Annotated in this window: 12 protein-coding genes; 3 read left to right on the forward strand and 9 right to left on the reverse strand. The window is 33.2% G+C overall.

Annotated elements, in window-relative coordinates; all coding sequences use genetic code 11:
• Positions 1 to 32 precede the first annotated feature (32 nt).
• Entirely contained in the window at positions 33 to 1,016 is a 984-nt protein-coding gene (locus DNC80_RS09650) for a carboxypeptidase-like regulatory domain-containing protein (RefSeq protein ID WP_182651031.1), read from the forward strand.
• 197 nt (positions 1,017 to 1,213) lie between these two features.
• Here the strand turns inward: DNC80_RS09650 and DNC80_RS09655 are convergent, their stop codons facing one another.
• The 9 genes from DNC80_RS09655 to DNC80_RS09695 form a co-directional block, all read right to left on the reverse strand.
• The gene (locus DNC80_RS09655) at positions 1,214 to 3,712 is read right to left on the reverse strand and encodes a cation-translocating P-type ATPase (protein WP_182651032.1); all 2,499 of its coding nucleotides are present in this window, start codon (positions 3,710 to 3,712) and stop codon (positions 1,214 to 1,216) included.
• 44 nt (positions 3,713 to 3,756) lie between these two features.
• Positions 3,757 to 6,294, reverse strand: coding sequence for a heavy metal translocating P-type ATPase (locus tag DNC80_RS09660; protein ID WP_182651033.1), 2,538 nt, complete (start codon positions 6,292 to 6,294; stop codon positions 3,757 to 3,759).
• Positions 6,295 to 6,368: 74 nt separating this feature from the next.
• Entirely contained in the window at positions 6,369 to 6,659 is a 291-nt protein-coding gene (locus DNC80_RS09665; protein WP_182651034.1) for a heavy metal-binding domain-containing protein, read from the reverse strand.
• Between the two features lie 389 nt (positions 6,660 to 7,048).
• Positions 7,049 to 7,708: a BON domain-containing protein gene (locus DNC80_RS09670; RefSeq protein ID WP_182651035.1), complete on the reverse strand. Its 660-nt coding sequence runs from the start codon at positions 7,706 to 7,708 to the stop codon at positions 7,049 to 7,051.
• 85 nt (positions 7,709 to 7,793) lie between these two features.
• Complete coding sequence (locus tag DNC80_RS09675; protein ID WP_220485226.1) at positions 7,794 to 10,160, reverse strand: glycosyltransferase; 2,367 nt, start codon at positions 10,158 to 10,160, stop codon at positions 7,794 to 7,796.
• Complete coding sequence (locus DNC80_RS09680; protein ID WP_182651036.1) at positions 10,150 to 11,196, reverse strand: pesticidal protein Cry7Aa; 1,047 nt, start codon at positions 11,194 to 11,196, stop codon at positions 10,150 to 10,152. The genes DNC80_RS09675 and DNC80_RS09680 overlap by 11 nt, the downstream gene beginning before the upstream one ends.
• Positions 11,197 to 11,249: 53 nt before the next feature.
• Positions 11,250 to 12,704 (reverse strand): OmpA family protein, encoded by a 1,455-nt coding sequence (locus DNC80_RS09685; protein WP_182651037.1) that lies wholly within the window; start codon positions 12,702 to 12,704, stop codon positions 11,250 to 11,252.
• A 1-nt stretch (position 12,705) separates the two neighbouring features.
• Positions 12,706 to 13,413 (reverse strand): type 1 glutamine amidotransferase domain-containing protein, encoded by a 708-nt coding sequence (locus tag DNC80_RS09690; protein ID WP_182651038.1) that lies wholly within the window; start codon positions 13,411 to 13,413, stop codon positions 12,706 to 12,708.
• A 303-nt stretch (positions 13,414 to 13,716) separates the two neighbouring features.
• A complete protein-coding gene (locus DNC80_RS09695; RefSeq protein WP_182651039.1) occupies positions 13,717 to 14,370 on the reverse strand; it encodes a BON domain-containing protein in 654 nt (217 codons plus the stop codon).
• A 231-nt stretch (positions 14,371 to 14,601) separates the two neighbouring features.
• Between DNC80_RS09695 and DNC80_RS09700 the strand changes: the two genes are divergently transcribed.
• Positions 14,602 to 15,789: a PAS domain-containing sensor histidine kinase gene (locus DNC80_RS09700; protein ID WP_182651040.1), complete on the forward strand. Its 1,188-nt coding sequence runs from the start codon at positions 14,602 to 14,604 to the stop codon at positions 15,787 to 15,789.
• Positions 15,786 to 16,823: a response regulator gene (locus tag DNC80_RS09705; RefSeq protein ID WP_220485227.1), complete on the forward strand. Its 1,038-nt coding sequence runs from the start codon at positions 15,786 to 15,788 to the stop codon at positions 16,821 to 16,823. Before DNC80_RS09700 ends, DNC80_RS09705 begins: the two co-directional genes overlap by 4 nt.
• The last annotated feature ends 247 nt before the right edge of the window (positions 16,824 to 17,070 follow it).

Consider the following 17,070-nt stretch of genomic DNA (forward strand, 5'->3'; position numbering starts at 1 on the left):
AAAATTTTATTTTCATTTTTTACTATCTTTTTTTGACACAAAGCTTTTTTGGGCAATCCATTACGGGTAAAGTTGTAGATGAGCAATCAAAACCTATTGCAGCAGTAAATGTTTATTTTGATGGAACAACATTAGGTACTCTAACAGATAAAAACGGATTTTTTACACTAAATTTTGGAGCTAAGTTAAACAGTATTTTAGTTATCAGCTGTTTGGGATATACCTCTGAGTATATCACTAATTTTAAACCAAATGAATTCTTAAACATAAAACTTAATATGTCTGTTAATGTGCTACGAGAGGTAGTAGTGCAACGCGATGGATTTAGTAGAGCACAAAAAATGGAAGTTTTCAAAAAGCAGTTTTTGGGAAGTACAAAAAATGGAAAAAGTTCTGTTATCGAAAACGAAGAAGATATTTATTTTACTTACAATACAAAAACGAATATACTTGAGGCATTTGCAGATGATCCCATACGTATCCTCAATAATTCCCTTGGATACAAAATCAATTACCAGCTTGTAAAATTTGAATGTAATTTATACCCTTGGAAGTCTAAACCAAATGGGATTAGAAGTTGTTATTATGCGGGTTTAACTCGTTTTGAAAGCATTTCAAATCTTGATAAAATAAAGAGAAAACGGGATGAAGTATATGATGGATCTCGATTGCATTTTTTTAGAAGTGTGGCAGCTAATAACTGGAAAAACGACAATTTTAGATTGTTTAGAGGCGGGTGGGAAGTCAATCCAATAGGTTTTTTTACGGTTAAGGATACTTTAGATTATAAGAAAGTTACAGTTGCTACCTTAAAAAATAAACAACCTCAGATGAAAGTTTTAGCTGAATTTGATCTCTTGCGAAATGGTAATCAATCCAAAATAATTTTTGAAACGGATACTTTTTTTGTAGACAAACTAGGAAACAACTCCCACTCTGACAAAATTTATTTTTCCGGTTCCATTAGCGAACAAAAAGTAGGAGATATGCTTCCTATGGATTATGGAATTAATTAGAATCTAAATAAAACAGTTTCAATCAAAAGGAAACTGTAAGACTAAGTTTTTAGAGCCTTTTTTTCTATAAAATGCATAGTGGTCTTGAAGTATTACATAATTCCTAATAGATATAAATCGAATAGGTTAGATCTAAAACAAAAGTGAAAAATGGTTTTCTTTTTTTTTAATTAGATTAGTTCAGCTTATTATTTAATCTATTTAGTATTACGCTTCCACAGTTTAACCAACTCATACCATAATACAGAAACTGCACCAACTACAGTAGCAATCAATACTTGTTTCACGGTAAGATGTTCAAATTGAAAAAAATCGGTGAGTGGTTTTAGATAAAGCAACAATCCTGTAATAGCAATAGTAATTCCTGTAATTATGAAAACCAAATTGTTTTTATATCTTAAAGTAGTAAAAATAGAATAGTAAAAAGAACGGTTTATTAGAGTTAAAAATACATTTGAAGTCACTAATACCAAGAAAACCATTGTTCGTGTGATGTTTTCATTAAACCCATTTAATACTGAAAATTGATAGACAGATAAAGTTCCTATTGTAATAATCAAACCCTGAAGTATACTTGTAGAAAGTTCTTTCCAGCTAAAAAAAGTAGTGGTAAATGGTCTTGGTTTTTGTGTCATTGTATTCTTTTCCATAGGCTCATTTTCATATACTATGGAGCAAGTTGGTCCCATAACTAATTCTAAAAATATAATGTGAATGGGCGAAAAAATATTGGGATAAATCCAACCCAATGCCAAAGGGATAAATACGGTAAGTATAATTGGAATATGTATGGAGATGATAAATTGTATTGCTTTTTTTAAATTTGAAAAGATTTTTCTACCCATTGCAATAGCATCTACCATTTTTGATAAATCATCATTGATTAAAATAAGTGATGCCGCTTGTTTGGCTATTTCGGTACCTTTTTTTCCCATTGCAATGCCTATATGAGCAGCTTTTAGAGCAGGGCCATCGTTGACACCATCTCCAGTCATGGCCACAATTTCTGAATTCGATTTTAGTGCATTTATGATTTTTAATTTTGCCTCCGGAAACATTCTGGTAAATAAATTGATTTCTGAAACTTGTTTTTTGAATTCTTTATCGGATAATTGCATTAATTCGTCACCAGAAATACTTTTTTCGTACCCAATAAATCCTATTTGTTTTGCTATTGATGAAGTGGTTTCGGCATTGTCTCCAGTGATAATTTTTACTTTAATTCCTGCTTTATAAAAATGTTGCAACACGAGATGGATATTTTTCTTTGGCGGATCATAAAAAGCTACTAATCCATAGAATTCAAATTGAAATTCTTGTTGGGTTTTGGGATAATTTTTTCCTTCAAAAATTGCTTTTCCAACGCCTAAAATTCGATACCCTTCAGCTGATAATTCCTTTATTGCGTCTAAGATTGCAGCTTTTTCTTCATTTGAAAGTTTTGAAACTGCCATAATAGCTTCTGAAGCACCTTTGGCAGCAATAATCATTTCTCCGGTTTTATTTTCAAAAATATGGGTCATCATAGGAGGTTTTCCAGATAATGGATATTCATGAATCATTTTAAAATCGGTCCTTTGGTCATTTTCAATAACTTTAGAATAGATTTCGTGCAATGCTACTTCCATGGGATCAAAAGGAACGGGTTCACTTGCCCACATGGAGGTGGTAATTAATTCTTTTTCTTCATTGGATAATTCATTTTCAATAGCTGTAATTTTTTGAGATTTGAGTGTAAATATTTTAGCGAGACTCATTTTATTTTCGGTAATCGTTCCTGTTTTGTCAATGCAAATTACTGTAGCGCTTCCTAAAGTTTCTACAGTCTTCATTTGTTTAACGATAATTCCATTTTCCATCATTCGCCAAGCACCAAGAGCCATAAAAGTGGTAAATGCAATAGGAATTTCTTCGGGTAAAACACTCATAGCAAGTGTTAATGCTTTGAGCAAGCTGTCTAATATATTTCGAGAATTTAAAAAATTTATTATCCAAACAATCACAAAAATTACGGCTCCTGCAATAGCCATTTTTTTTACAAAATTGCCAATTTGAACTTCTAAGGGCGTTTTCTCTTCTTGAATTTCTTCTAGGCTTTTACCTATTTTCCCTAATTTAGTTTCGGCGCCAATAGCAGTAATGGTTGCAATTGCTAGTCCGCTTGCTACGGTTGTACCGTGATAAACAGCGTTATCTTTGGTCGATTTGTCTTTGGTAACCGACATAGATTCTCCAGTGAGGATAGATTCATTTACAGAAAAATCATTTGAGGATTCAATAATTCCATCAGCTGCAATTGCATTTCCTTCTTCAATTAATAAACTGTCACCTATTACTAATTCTTCTGTCTTTATTTCAATTACTTTACTATTTCTAACGACTTTGCATTTGGGTTTTGTAAAATCTTTCAATTTTTCTAAAGCGTTATGACTTCTTGCTTTTTGATAAGATGAAATTGTAGCTATCAAAATAATTGCTGAAGCTAAAAAAATACCATCCGAAGTTTTTCCGCTTACAAAATAAATAGTTGATGCGACCAATAATAAAATGGTCATAGGATCTTTGACAATCTGAATTAAGCCATTTAAAAACATATTGGTTTTTTTATAGACCGTTTTATTCTGACCGTATTTTTCTCTTGCTTCAACTACTTGCGCATCTGTTAAACCATTAATATTAAAGGTATTAGAATTCATAGGAATGTTTGATAATATTGAGGATTTTAGTTTAATATCTAGGTTTAAAGTTTCAAATTCCGCAATCGCAGTGCATTTCCTATTACCGAAACTGAGCTAAAACTCATTGCTAGCGCAGCTATCATTGGCGAAAGCAAAATTCCAAAAAATGGATATAAAACCCCAGCTGCGATTGGCACACCTAGCACGTTATAGAAAAAGGCGAAAAATAGGTTTTGCTTACTATTTCTCATAACGGCATGGCTTAAATTTTTGGCTTTTACGATGCCTTGTAAATCGCCTTTTACTAAAGTTATCTTGGCACTTTCTATAGCTACATCTGTTCCTGTCCCCATTGCGATTCCAATGTCAGCTTGCGCCAATGCAGGTGCATCATTGATACCATCTCCTGCCATAGCTACAATTTTGCCTTCTGCTTGTAATCGTTTTATTTCTTTGAGTTTATCCTCGGGTAAGCAACCTGCTTTGTAAGAAGTTAAATTCATTTCATCCGCAACAGCTTTGGCAGTATTCACATTGTCGCCAGTTAGCATAATTACTTCTATACCTTGACGCATTAATTCTTTTATGGCTGCTGCGCTAGATGTTTTTATAGCATCGGTAATGGATACAAAACCAACAGCAACGCCATCTACAGCAATATAAGAAACGGTTTTTCCAAGTTTTTGTTCGGTACTAATTTTGTTTTCTAAATCATCTGAAATTATAGCTTTTACTTGTTCCATTAGTTTTTTATTGCCTAATGCGATCTTTTTATTGGTTACTGTTCCTATAACTCCTTTTCCTGCAACGGCTTCAAAATCTTTAACCTCAATTAAAGAAATGGATTTTGTTTTACCATAATTTACAACGGCTTGCGCCAAAGGGTGTTCACTGTATTGATTTAACGAAGCGATGTTTTGTAAAAGATCATTTTCGTCATCATTTGACGAATAAACCTTTTCTACCGATGGTTTGCCTTCTGTTATTGTTCCAGTTTTATCGGTTATTAGCACATTAACCTTATTCATATTCTCTAAGGCCTCAGCGTTTTTTATCAAAACTCCTGATTGTGCCCCTTTCCCCACGCCAACCATAATTGACATGGGTGTTGCCAAGCCTAAAGCGCAAGGACAAGCAATAATTAATACCGCTATGGCATTTATAAATCCATATACTAATGATGGTTCAGGACCAAATTTTGCCCAAATGAAAAAGGTTATAGCAGAAATAATAACTACAGTGGGTACGAAATATTTAGCAATCTTATCGGCTAATTTTTGAATAGGCGCTCTTGATCGAGAAGCATCATTTACCATTTGAACGATTTGTGAAAGCAAGGTTTCTGAACCTACTTTTTCAGCCATCATGACAAAGGATTTATTACCGTTTATTGTTCCTGCAATTACATTATCGTCTTTCTTTTTGTCTATAGGAATGGGTTCGCCCGTAATCATGGCTTCATCAATGCTGCTTTCGCCATCGGTTATTTTTCCATCCACAGGAATTTTTTCTCCAGGTTTTACCCGCAATAAGTCGCCTTTTTTGATATCGTGGATTGAGATTACTTTATCGTTTCCATCGATTACCAAAGTAGCTTCGGTTGGCGAGAGCTTTAATAATTCTTTGATTGCTCCGCTTGTTTGACTGTGCGCTCTGGCTTCGAGTAATTGCCCTAATAAAACTAACGTTAATATGACCGTTGTCGCTTCAAAATAGAGTGAAACAGATCCGTTGTGTGTTTTAAATTCAGCCGGAAAAATATTTGGAAAAAACAATCCAACCAAACTAAACAGAAAAGCAACACTAGACCCAATTCCGACTAAGGTGAACATATTCAAGTTCCAAGTAATTATAGATTTCCAGGCACGCTCAAAAAACATCCAACAGGCGTAAAAAACAACAGGAAAAGACAAAAGTAGTTGTATCCAATTCCATTTTGAGGTCTCCATTAATTTTAATAATGGATTGTTGTGTACCATTTCTAACATTGAAATCACGAAAATAGGAACAGTAAATACAACCGCTATTTTCATTTTTTTGACCAAATCTTTATAGGTCTTTTGGTCTTCGGTATCACTTGGATTCATTGGTACTAAATCCATTCCGCAAATAGGGCAAGCGCCTGGCGTTTCACTAATAACTTCGGGATGCATTGGACAAGTATATGAGGCTTTACTAACAGTCAAGTCAGGTGCTTTGACTAAATCCATGCCACATACAGGACAATCGCCTGCTTTATCATATACTTTTTCGCCCTCACAATGCATGGGACAATAATATTTGCCATTAGTAGTAACTGGCACTTTAATTTCTTTTTTATCGCTATGGGTGTGAGTAGAGCAACAAGATTTTGAAGTAGCTTCATTGGTTATTACCGGTTGAGGTATTTCACCGTTAATCATTTCTATATTATATTTTCCAACAGCAGCCAATGCTTCTTGAAACTGTGTTGTAGGAATGTGCTTTAACATAGTAATAGTAGCTATTGGTGGATGTAATGAAACTTTTGCTTCAACGCCATCCATAGCATTCAATATTTTTTCGACTTTGGTGCGACAACCATCACAAGTCATTCCGGTAATGTTGTAAGTGTGTATCATTTTTTATTTCAATAAATACGATAAATTAAACTTGTCATAACTTACTAAGTTTAATTCAGTTTTGTAATGTTGAATTATTTACTTTCCTCTGTTTTTTCAGGAACAGGCTCTGTTAATTTCATACCACATTTTGAGCATTTGTCATTCCTTTTTCCTTGTACTTCCGGATGCATTGAGCAGGCATACCTATTTTCTTGATTCCCCATCATTTTAGTTTTATCGTTCATTATTTTACTGTCATTGTCCATCATGGTACTATCATTGTTCATCATGAGGGAATGATCTGTTGTAGTTTCAGTATTTTTTTTATTACAAGATACCAATACGGTTGCCATTACTATGGCTGAATAGAGTATTTTTTTCATTTTTTTTATATTTAATTCATAAATAGTTAGACCATGTTAAGCGATACAAATACCTTTTGTTTAGAATTAAATTAAGGTCGTGCATAATTGATTTATTTTATTGCAATAAATAATACTAATTTACTGATTTTGGGATTGATAAACTAGTATTTATAGTTGTAGCATATTTTATATTTTAAGTAGGAAGGAATAACTGTTTAAACTAGCTGTAGATCTTGGTGAGTTTTAGTTATACTTTTTTTTAATCGGCTTTGGTGGTTTTGGGTCTTGGTGTTTATAACAGGAATATCAACTAATATTATTGACAATTCATTTAGTATTTCTTCAAAAGTTTGCTCTAGTAATTCAATAGTTTTTTCCATTTTTTGAGCATTTTTTAAATCTAAAAATTAGTCGTCGAATTCAATATATAAATCATTTTGTACCTGCGTAACACCTGGAGCATTCCAAGCAATTCTACTAGCTTCATTTTTCTGATAACAAGAATCTACGTGTCCAATTAAAGTAACAACATTATCAACTACATAAACACGGATATCTTTGTTTTTTATCGCGCAGTTGCGCTCAATGGCAATTTCAATATCTTTTTTTTTAATGGTGTCTTTTGATGATGAAATTATCTTGATGTTATTTGTAATTCCTGTAATTCCGATGAGGTTATTAAGTGCATTTTTAGTTGCTTCTTTTTGATAATTCCATTCGAGTTGGCCACTCAAAAATACCCATCCATTTTCAACAAGGATTTTAATTTTTTCGGTTGGAATATCCCAATGCCACATAAAAATATTCTCAATTACATTCTTAATTTCAGTATCGGGTCTACTTTCATCGGTACCACAAACAACTTTGATATCTTCGATTACATTAGCTACTCCTGCTACGTTTTTAGCAGCTTGTTCAGCTTCGTTTTTTTTAGCATAAGTATTTACTGATCCGGTTAGAGTAACCACGCCTCTATTAGTCATAACCCCAATTTCTGCGGCTTGCAATAGGGGTTCCCAATTGATGGCGTCCACAACATTTTTTTGTAGTTCTTCGTTGCTTTTCATTTTTAAATTATTTAGTTTTTGTTTGAATACAAAGCTGTGGATTCCTTAGAAATCCTTTTATGAACTAGAGTATTTAAAATGATTTTTAATTTATAAGCTCCAAATTTCTATTTTTAGTAAAAACTGTTTTAGTCTTGTTGTATTCTACTTCCTGTCGGCATTTTTGTATTGTTAGTCTTGCCAACAGATAGCTCACCGTAGACTCTGCTCCTTGATTGAGATTGATGTAATCTTCTTCTAGACCGTCATAACAACCACCTGTGCATGGATTGTAAATGATTTTTTGGAGGTGATTGTTTCCAAGAAACCAACTAAAAGCTGTTTCCATTTTATGAAGATAGGCAGTGATTTTAAAAGTATTGTAAAATTTGGCTAAAGCCAAGATGGTGTAAGCAACATCAATAGGTTGTTCTCCGCCAATTACTTCTTTTGTAACGGCTTTGTTATAGTGTAACCATCCTTTATTCGAAATGACTTTGATAGAATTTTCAGTTATTGTTTTTGATAATAAAAAATCAAAAGAAGTCTTGGCTATTTCTTTGTAAATCATTTCGCCTGTAGCCAGATAAGCACAAAGAATGGCTTCGGGAAGAATGCTGTTGCCATAGGTCATATAGCTCTCAAACCAATGCCAATTTGCTTTAGATTCGTGTCTGTACATCTGAACTAATCGGTTCGCTAATAGTTTTATGAGTGCCTTATTTTCAAAATTCATTTCTTTTTTATTACTGTAATAAATCCCTTTTATAGTAAAAGCCATCGCCCTTGTTGAATGCATGCTTGTAGCGGAAGCCATGGCAGCTTGCATTGTTTTTTTGGCTTGGGTGATTAACGATTCTGGTAATAAATCATGCATAGCAACTAGAAATCCTAACGCCCATATTGCTCTTCCGTTAGAATCTTCTAGATTTTCACTATTTTGATCTGTAAACTTTTTATTTTCGTTTACATAATTCAAAAAGGAGCCATCTTTTTGTTGACAAAACTGAATAAACTGATAATATTGAATAATATAGGCCAAATCTTTATCATCATTTGTCAATTCAAAATGCTGACACATGGCTACTAATGCTCTTGCATTATCATCTAGAGTGTAGCCGCTATTTAAATCAGGCTTATTGATAATGGAGAATTGTATCATTGCAAAAGGTGTAGTCAAACTTTTAAAGTGTTCTAAATTGATTGCGGGGGTTTTGTACTTTAATTTAGATTTTCGATCCATTACACTATTTAACAACAACGCATGTGCAATTGCAGCGTTTTCCCAAGCTGTTGGTGCCATTTTATGAATGCCTTTATTGGAGATTTCTTTACACAACTGTGAATTGTTTAATAAATTTAAAACTTGTTTTTGCAATTGCTCTGAATTTTCGAAGTCAATGATAATTCCGCCTCCATTTTTTAATAATTCAGAAGCGTGAGGAATAGGAGTAGATATTACGGGACAACCACAACTTATAGCATAAGAAAATGTACCGCTCACCGCTTGATTTGGGTCTTTGGAGGTAAAAAGATAAATATCTGTGAGTTGTAAATAATCCAGTAATTCCTCAAGTGGTAAATAAGCATTGATGAATTTTACATGTTCTTTTAGTCCTAATATTTCGATTTTTTGTTCTAAACTGTCGCGGTATATTTCACCTTCTTCCTTAACAACCGAAGGATGCGTTTTCCCAATTATAAGAAAAAGAATATCTGGATTTTCAACAACTATTAAGGGCATGGCATCTAATGTAGTTTCTATTGATTTTCCAGAACTCAATAATCCAAAAGTTGAAATCACTCTTCTTTTTGATAGGTCGTATTTTTCTTTTAAAGCTTCCTTATCCGTATGTTTTACTAAATGAGTTCCGTGTGGAATAACGGCAATTTTATTTTTTAAAATGCCGTAATCGTTTTCTAACAATTTTGCAGAAGCATTTGTCATAACAATAAATGAATCTACAAGCGCATTCATTTCGGCTATGTTTTCTTTTAGTTTTGCACTTGGATTGGGTAGTACGGTATGAAAAACAATAATTATGGGTTTATTTATCGCTTTTAAGCAAAGGATAAAATCAGCTTCATTCGTTTTGAACAAACCAAATTCATGTTGGATTAACGCAAGAGCTATATCCTTATTACTATTGATATTTTGTGCAAGAGCATGATAAGAATATGTATTGTCTGTTTCTAAAACATAAGTGACCTCATCATTATAAGCATACTTATTATTTTGTAATTCCAATGCTGCAATTTTAATGTTGAAGGTATTCTGGAATTTGTTGTTTAATGCTAAAATTAAATCCTGCGAATACGTAGCTATACCACATTCACGCGGCGGATAAGTAGTAATAAATAAGATTTCGGGCAGGCTTTCTTTTTCTTTGATTTGAGTTTTATTCAAATTATAAGATGTACCATTTTGAGCTGGAAATGTTTTGTTTCGATTTGATCTTAGTTTATTTATCATCTTGTTTATTGTAAAGTAATAATTCTTTGATTAATGCCGAAACGGAAACAGAAGTAGTAGCAATTCTCTCGTCTGCAGCACCATAATAAATGTATAAAGTGTCATCGAATACTACAGCTCCCGTTGGGAAACAAACGTTATTTACTTCGCCTTTTAGTTCCCAATCTAATTCGGGTTTAAATAGGGGATAAGGTAAGCGAGCGATTTCTTTTCTTGGATCCTCCAAATCTAGTAAAGCGGCACATGCCGAATATATATATCCGTAAAGACCATCTTTGACACCGTGGTAAATGATTAGCCATCCTTGATCTGTTTCTATGGGAGGACAGCCACCACCTACATAACTAATTTCATGATCATGTTTTGAACTAAGCAGCACATGATCATTAAAATTACTTAGATAATCTTGATAGAAGGCTTCGGTCAAATCTTTTAAATTATCAACGCCTACAACTATTTGAATATCAGGTTTTATTCGATGCATGAAGTGAAATTTCCCTTTAATTTTTCTTGGAAAAAAAATAACATTTTTATCCCAAATCAGTGATTTTTCCAAATCAGATTCTAAAACACCAATGTGTTCGTTGTAACGAAAATATTTTTTATTAATAGGACTACTTTGCTCTGCCAGTTGATCAAATGCAGCATAGCTAATTTGTGGAACTATAATTCCTTTTTTTTCAAAATGAATTAAATCTTTTGAAACAGCAAGACACCCTAATGCGTTTACACCATCATAGGCAGTATATGTTAAGTAGTATGTGTCTTCTATTTTTACAATCCTAGGATCTTCCATGCCTTGACATTCGTAGTCAAATTCAGGTGCTAGCAATGATTTCTTGTGTCTATCAACTACTGATAATGGTCCATCGAGTTTACAATACCCAATGCTGGAATGATTGCCTCGGCTTACTGCACGATAAAACATATGTACAAAATTGCCATCTCTTATGGCAGCTGGATTTAGTACACCCTCATCTTCAAATGGAATTAACGATTTGGCTAATAATACCCCTTCTTTTTTGACTTGTATCATTTGTTTTATAATTGAAGTGAAGATTGACTGTTGTCAATCTTCACTAAATTAATTTAATAGTTTGTTTTCAATTCAACCCTACGATTCTTAGCACGTCCCAGAGCTGTAGTATTGGTTGCTATAGGATTACTTTCGCCTTTTCCTATGCCTGTTATTCTGGCCGAAGCAATTCCTTTACCAATCAAATAATTCCGAACAGACTCGGTTCGTTTTTGTGATAATTCAATATTAAATTGATCTGATCCGTTACTGTCGGTATAACCTTCAATGACTAAACTAGCAGCATCGTATTTGAATAGTATTTTTGTAAGTTCATCCAGTTGCGATAATGAGGCTACTTTTAGTTTATCGCTATTGTTTTCAAAGAATATTTTGCTTCCTAAATAAGTAATACGCACTGCATCTTGTTTTGTAATTTCAGGGCATCCTTTGTTTGCCATCGTACCTTTAACTTCGGGACATCTGTCGTCTAAATTAGCAATTCCGTCTCCATCGCTATCTGGACATCCTTTTAAAGCTAGTAATCCTGCAACATCAGGACAACGATCCATATCGTCCATAACACCATCATTATCACTATCCATGATACAACCCGCTTTATCCACACGACTTCCTGCTTTTGTATTGGGACATTTATCATCTAAATCAGGCACACCATCGTTATCACTATCTGGACAGCCTTTTAAAGCCTTAGGACCCGCTAGTTCTGGACATCTATCCTCTGAATCAGCAACACCATCGTTATCCTTGTCTGGACAACCATTCAATGAAGCAGTTCCTGAAACGTCGGGACAACTGTCTAAATAATCAGCAATACCATCTTTATCCCGATCTAAAGGACAGCCTTTTTTATCCACACTAATTCCTGTTGGAGTATCAGGGCAGTTGTCATTTTTGTCTGAAACTCCATCCTGATCGGCATCTTTTACACTTCCAAGATTAAAGGTTAGCCCAATCATGTGCGAGAGGTAGCTGTCTTTTTCGCCTGCGGTCACTCCATCTCTTCGATCTTTATTAGAGAAAGAAAAAGTTTCTTGAAGATTCAGCATAATTTCTGGAGATAATCTAAAATTGATACCTGCTCCAGCAGTAGGCAAGGCATAGTCAATTCTGTCTTGATCAAAATTAACCTGATTGTCAAAAAGGATTATACCTACACCAGCCAACACATAAGGTCTAATAATATATTCTGGAGCTGTCAGGTTGAAACGCAGGTTGAATGAAGCTGCATTAAAATCGCTTTTAAAACTCCCCGTGTCACCATTGTATCCAATAGTACCTTTGGTTAATAACAAATTGGCATCAAAAAGTTTTCCTAAATATCTGGAAACAGATACACCTCCAAAGCCATACATAGCTTTATCTGTTTTGTAAAAACTGCGTCCAAGATCTCCATGATATTGTGTTGCACCTCCATGAATACCAATGTTCCATTTTTTATCGGCAGTTTGTGCATTTAATGCTGCTGCATACGCTAAGCATATACATACTAGTTGTATTTTTTTCATTTTAATTGTCATTTAGATTAGTAATTTTTTCGCCTTCAAGTGTTTCTAGCAGTAATTTTGCCACTGCTACTGATGAGGCTGCATTTTGTCCTGTGACCAGCAAACCATCTTGCTTTACATAAGATTCAGAATCTTTTCCCTTACTATAAAATCCACCTATTTTAGTAAGTTCATCTTCCAGTAAAAAAGGTACTATTTTGCTTAGCTGGACTGCTTCTTCTTCGGTATTTGAAAAGCCTGTTAGTTGCTTTCCCTTTACTAAATAATCACCATTTTGAATTTTCACATGTACTAAAGCAGCTGGCGCATGACATACAAAGGCAATTGGTTTTTTGTTATTGTAAAAGTCTTCAATGAGATGTATAGAATCTGGATCATTTGCCAAATCCCATAACGGACCATGGCCACCAGGATAAAATACAGCATCATAATCTGCTTGGTTTATTTCGCTTAATTTTATAGAATGCGCTACTAGGTCAATAGCAGTATTGTCTTTGTAGAATCTTTGAGTATATTCGGTTTGTGCTTCTATTTCTTCACTCTTCGGGTCAACTGGAGGCTGATCACCCTTTGGAGAAGCAATTGTGATTATAGCACCTGCATCTTTAAAAATATAATAAGGAGCTGCGAATTCCTCTATCCAAAACCCCGTTTTTAGGCCACTGGTTCCCAAAACATCATGTGATGTAAGTACAATAAGTATTTTCATGTTGCTACTATTTATTTAAAACATTATTTTTTTTGAATTCTACTTGGGATTATCTATTTACAGTATTTTACCCGTATCGTAATTCAAGAAACTTTTAAATTCAAATTTGAGTCTATTTGGTTGAATTGGAAATGACCATACGCACATCAAAAAGTGATGCCAAACACTTTTAAACTTTAGTTTTAAAAAGAACACAGGATTTTTTTAAAGTATTAATATTAGTTTTTTAAAATATTCTTAACAATTAAAACTGTTAATGGTCAGTTGTTTTTTTTAGCTTGTATTGGTTTCATTTTTAATATATTATTCTTCAATCAGTAATTCATTTTCAACACTTACAACACCTCTTGCTTTCCAAGCAATAAATCCTGCAATTTCTTTTTGATACCATGATTCCACAGTCCCTTTTAAAATTATCTTTGAATCTGATACCTCAATTTCTATATCTTTTGAATCCAATGCAAGATGATTTTCTAGTGCAAGTCTAAGAGTCGTTTTGTCTATTTTAGTATCCACTTGAGATTTTATATTAATTTTATTACTAACTCCTTTTACACCAATTAGACTTACAATAGCTTGTCTGGCAGCTTCTTTCTGATAGTTCCATTCTAATTCTCCAGATAGCGTTACCCATCCTTCAAGTACCTTAACTTTAATGGTATCATTTAGTGTATTCCAGTTCCATCTGAAAATATTGAGAATTTCATTTGTGATTGCTATATCTTTTTTCTGTTCCAAGCGATTTATTGTTACATCAATTTTATTGATTACTGATTGTACTCCGGATATTGCACTTGATATTCTTTCGGCTTGCGTTTTCTTTTTATAGGTATCTACATTACCTTTTAGAGTTATTACTCCATTATTTGAAATGACTATTATAATGCAATCAACACTAAAAAGGTCCCATTTTAATGCTTGAATTACATTTTGCCGTAAAATATCATCTGTTATCATTTTCCGTTTTTAATATCAATACTATATTGTTTTAAAGCACTTTACAAAGTTGGTTTATATAGTATTATATTGAAATGAGCATCGGCTGAACTATATGTGATTTACATCACTTATGATTCTTTAAAGCTTAAAAGAGTAAATTTCAAAAGATATAGATATAATACTATAAGGAGATAACTACTCAGGTGGCCTTATCTTTACATAAGTCAATACACTTTGACAAAATAAGTTATGGAGAAATCTGCTTTACTAGATGCCCTTGTGCATAACGCCATTGACGGTATCATAACTATTGATGAATTGGGCATTGTAGAAAGCATAAATCCATCTGCATGTAAACTTTTTGATTATGCTGAACCAGAAGTATTAGGTGAAAATATTTCAATGCTAATGCCTTTTGACGATAAAGTGGCTCATGATTCCTATTTAAAATACTACAAAATGTCTGGTCAATCGCATATTATGGGAATAGGAAGAGAACTCATTGGTAAAACTAAGAATGGTTATCAATTTCCATTTAAAATAGGTGTAAGTGAAGTGAAACATGCAGGAAGAAAAATTTACGCCGGATTTATTCATGATCTTACCCAGCAAAAAAAGGATGAAGAACGCCTTAAAAATTATGCTTCCCATCTAGAAGAACTTGTAGAAGAGCGAACAAAAACCTTAAACGATACGATTAAAGCACTTGAAAAAGCAAAAGCAAAAGTGAGTGCCAGTTTAGAGAAAGAAAAACTAATCAGTAAATTAAAAAATAGGTTTTTATCTATGGCTTCGCATGAATTTCGAACTCCATTGAGCACGGCACATTTATCAGCTTCTCTCATCGAAAAATATGCTGAGCCGTTAAATAATGCTAATATAATTAAACATGCGGGTAAAATAATTAATGCTGTAACAAATTTAACTACTGTATTGAATGATTTTTTATACATAGAACAATTAGAAGTAGGCAATGTAAAAGCTAAACCCACATGTTTTGATCTGGTACAATTAGCGGAAGAAATTACAGAGGAGATGCAATTACTAGCCAAAGAAAAACAGCAAATACATTTTACGCATTATGGATGTCAGAAACTCATAACCCTAGACCAGAATTTAATTAAAAATAGTATTATCAATCTAATTACCAATGCTATAAAATATTCAGAGGATGGTTGTACTATTGAATTTACAACCGAAATTAATGACAGCCATTGTATCATTTGCGTGAAGGATGAAGGAATTGGAATTCCTGTTGAAGATCAATTCCATTTATTCGAACCTTTTTTCAGAGCACATAATACGGGTAATATCCCAGGAACTGGACTTGGTTTAAATATTGTGGCGCGTTATATCGCCTTAATGAATGGTTCTATATCCTATGTAAGTACTATAAATGAAGGAACATCATTCACACTAACATTTTTATCGATATGAGCAAAGTATTAGTAATTGAAGATAATAATGAAATAAGAGAAAATATAGTAGAAATTCTTGAATTGGCAGACTATGAAGTTTTTGTTGCTAAAAATGGCAAGGAAGGGGTCGATAAAGCTTTACTCTATTTACCAGATGTAATTTTGTGTGATATCATGATGCCTGTACTAGATGGTTATGATGTACTGTATCTTTTAAATAAAAATCTAGAAACCACTGCTATCCCCTTTATTTTTATTACTTCAAAATCCGAGCGACTTGATTTGCGTAAGGGAATGGAAATGGGTGCCGATGATTATCTTACAAAGCCATTTGGGAGATTAGAACTTTTGAATGCTATTGAAAGCAGATTAAAGAAAAAAGAATGTCAGCACCATTTTTATAGTAAATCATTAGAGAATTTGGACAAGCTGGTAGCTGAAAACAGTGGATTGAAAGAATTAAAAAGAATTATAGCCGAACGAAAAACTAGATTTTTTAAAAAGAATCAGGTGATACATTATGAAGGCGATAATGCCACTGGTATTTACTTGGTAGTTTCGGGGAAAATCAAGACTATTAAAATGACCGAAGATGGACATGAACTAATGACAGGAATATATCAGGAGGAGGATTTTTTAGGGATAAATATCATTCTTTGCAATAAACCCTATGATGATACGGCAACTGCCATGGAAGATAGTTATTTGTGTTTTTTTCCTAAAATACAATTTGATAAAATGTTGCAGCAATACCCTGATATTGCTGGAAAATTTCTTGAAATATTATCCAATGAAATTCGAAACAAAGATGCGAGTCTACTACAGCTGGCATACCAATCAGTGAGAAAACGAATTGCCGAAGCACTTTTGCAGTTGTTTAAGCATGATAGTACTATTAGAATTAGTAGGGATGAACTCGCAGCACTTACGGGAACTGCCTCCGAAACTGTTAGCCGTACTTTAACCGAATTTAAAAATGAAGGACTGATTGAAAGAAAAGGAAGCACAGTAACAATTCTGGATTATGATAAAATCAGTAAAATGAAGAACTAGTTCATTAGTAGAATATTTAGGAATTAAATTATAAATTAATAATATTAAATTCTTGAATGAAGTTTTGAGCATCTTCGCAAAAATTAATCGTATACATTTATTTTATAATGGTAGAAAATAATACTATTGTCTGAATTTGTAGACTTACTGTTTTGATACACTTTTTAAGATTCTTTAAAAATTCAGACAATATTCTTTCCTATAGATGTAATTTACATTAATTTTTATAAAATTTGTTTGTGTTTAA

Origin of the sequence: Flavobacterium sp. SOK18b (genome assembly GCF_014156605.1) — a bacterium.
Classification (GTDB): domain Bacteria; phylum Bacteroidota; class Bacteroidia; order Flavobacteriales; family Flavobacteriaceae; genus Flavobacterium; species Flavobacterium tiangeerense.

Bases quoted from the DNA above. Each gene is read 5' to 3' on its own strand.
- DNC80_RS09670 (WP_182651035.1), bottom strand. From the start codon at position 7,708: ATGAAAAGCAACGAAGAACTACAAAAAAATGTTGTGGACGCCATCAAT.
- DNC80_RS09690 (WP_182651038.1), bottom strand. From the start codon at position 13,413: ATGAAAATACTTATTGTACTTACATCACATGATGTTTTGGGAACCAGT.
- DNC80_RS09695 (WP_182651039.1), bottom strand. From the start codon at position 14,370: ATGATAACAGATGATATTTTACGGCAAAATGTAATTCAAGCATTAAAA.
- DNC80_RS09680 (WP_182651036.1), bottom strand. From the start codon at position 11,196: ATGATACAAGTCAAAAAAGAAGGGGTATTATTAGCCAAATCGTTAATT.
- DNC80_RS09675 (WP_220485226.1), bottom strand. From the start codon at position 10,160: ATGATAAATAAACTAAGATCAAATCGAAACAAAACATTTCCAGCTCAA.
- DNC80_RS09685 (WP_182651037.1), bottom strand. From the start codon at position 12,704: ATGAAAAAAATACAACTAGTATGTATATGCTTAGCGTATGCAGCAGCA.
- DNC80_RS09665 (WP_182651034.1), bottom strand. From the start codon at position 6,659: ATGAAAAAAATACTCTATTCAGCCATAGTAATGGCAACCGTATTGGTA.
- DNC80_RS09660 (WP_182651033.1), bottom strand. From the start codon at position 6,294: ATGATACACACTTACAACATTACCGGAATGACTTGTGATGGTTGTCGC.
- DNC80_RS09655 (WP_182651032.1), bottom strand. From the start codon at position 3,712: ATGAATTCTAATACCTTTAATATTAATGGTTTAACAGATGCGCAAGTA.
- DNC80_RS09700 (WP_182651040.1), top strand. From the start codon at position 14,602: ATGGAGAAATCTGCTTTACTAGATGCCCTTGTGCATAACGCCATTGAC.
- DNC80_RS09705 (WP_220485227.1), top strand. From the start codon at position 15,786: ATGAGCAAAGTATTAGTAATTGAAGATAATAATGAAATAAGAGAAAAT.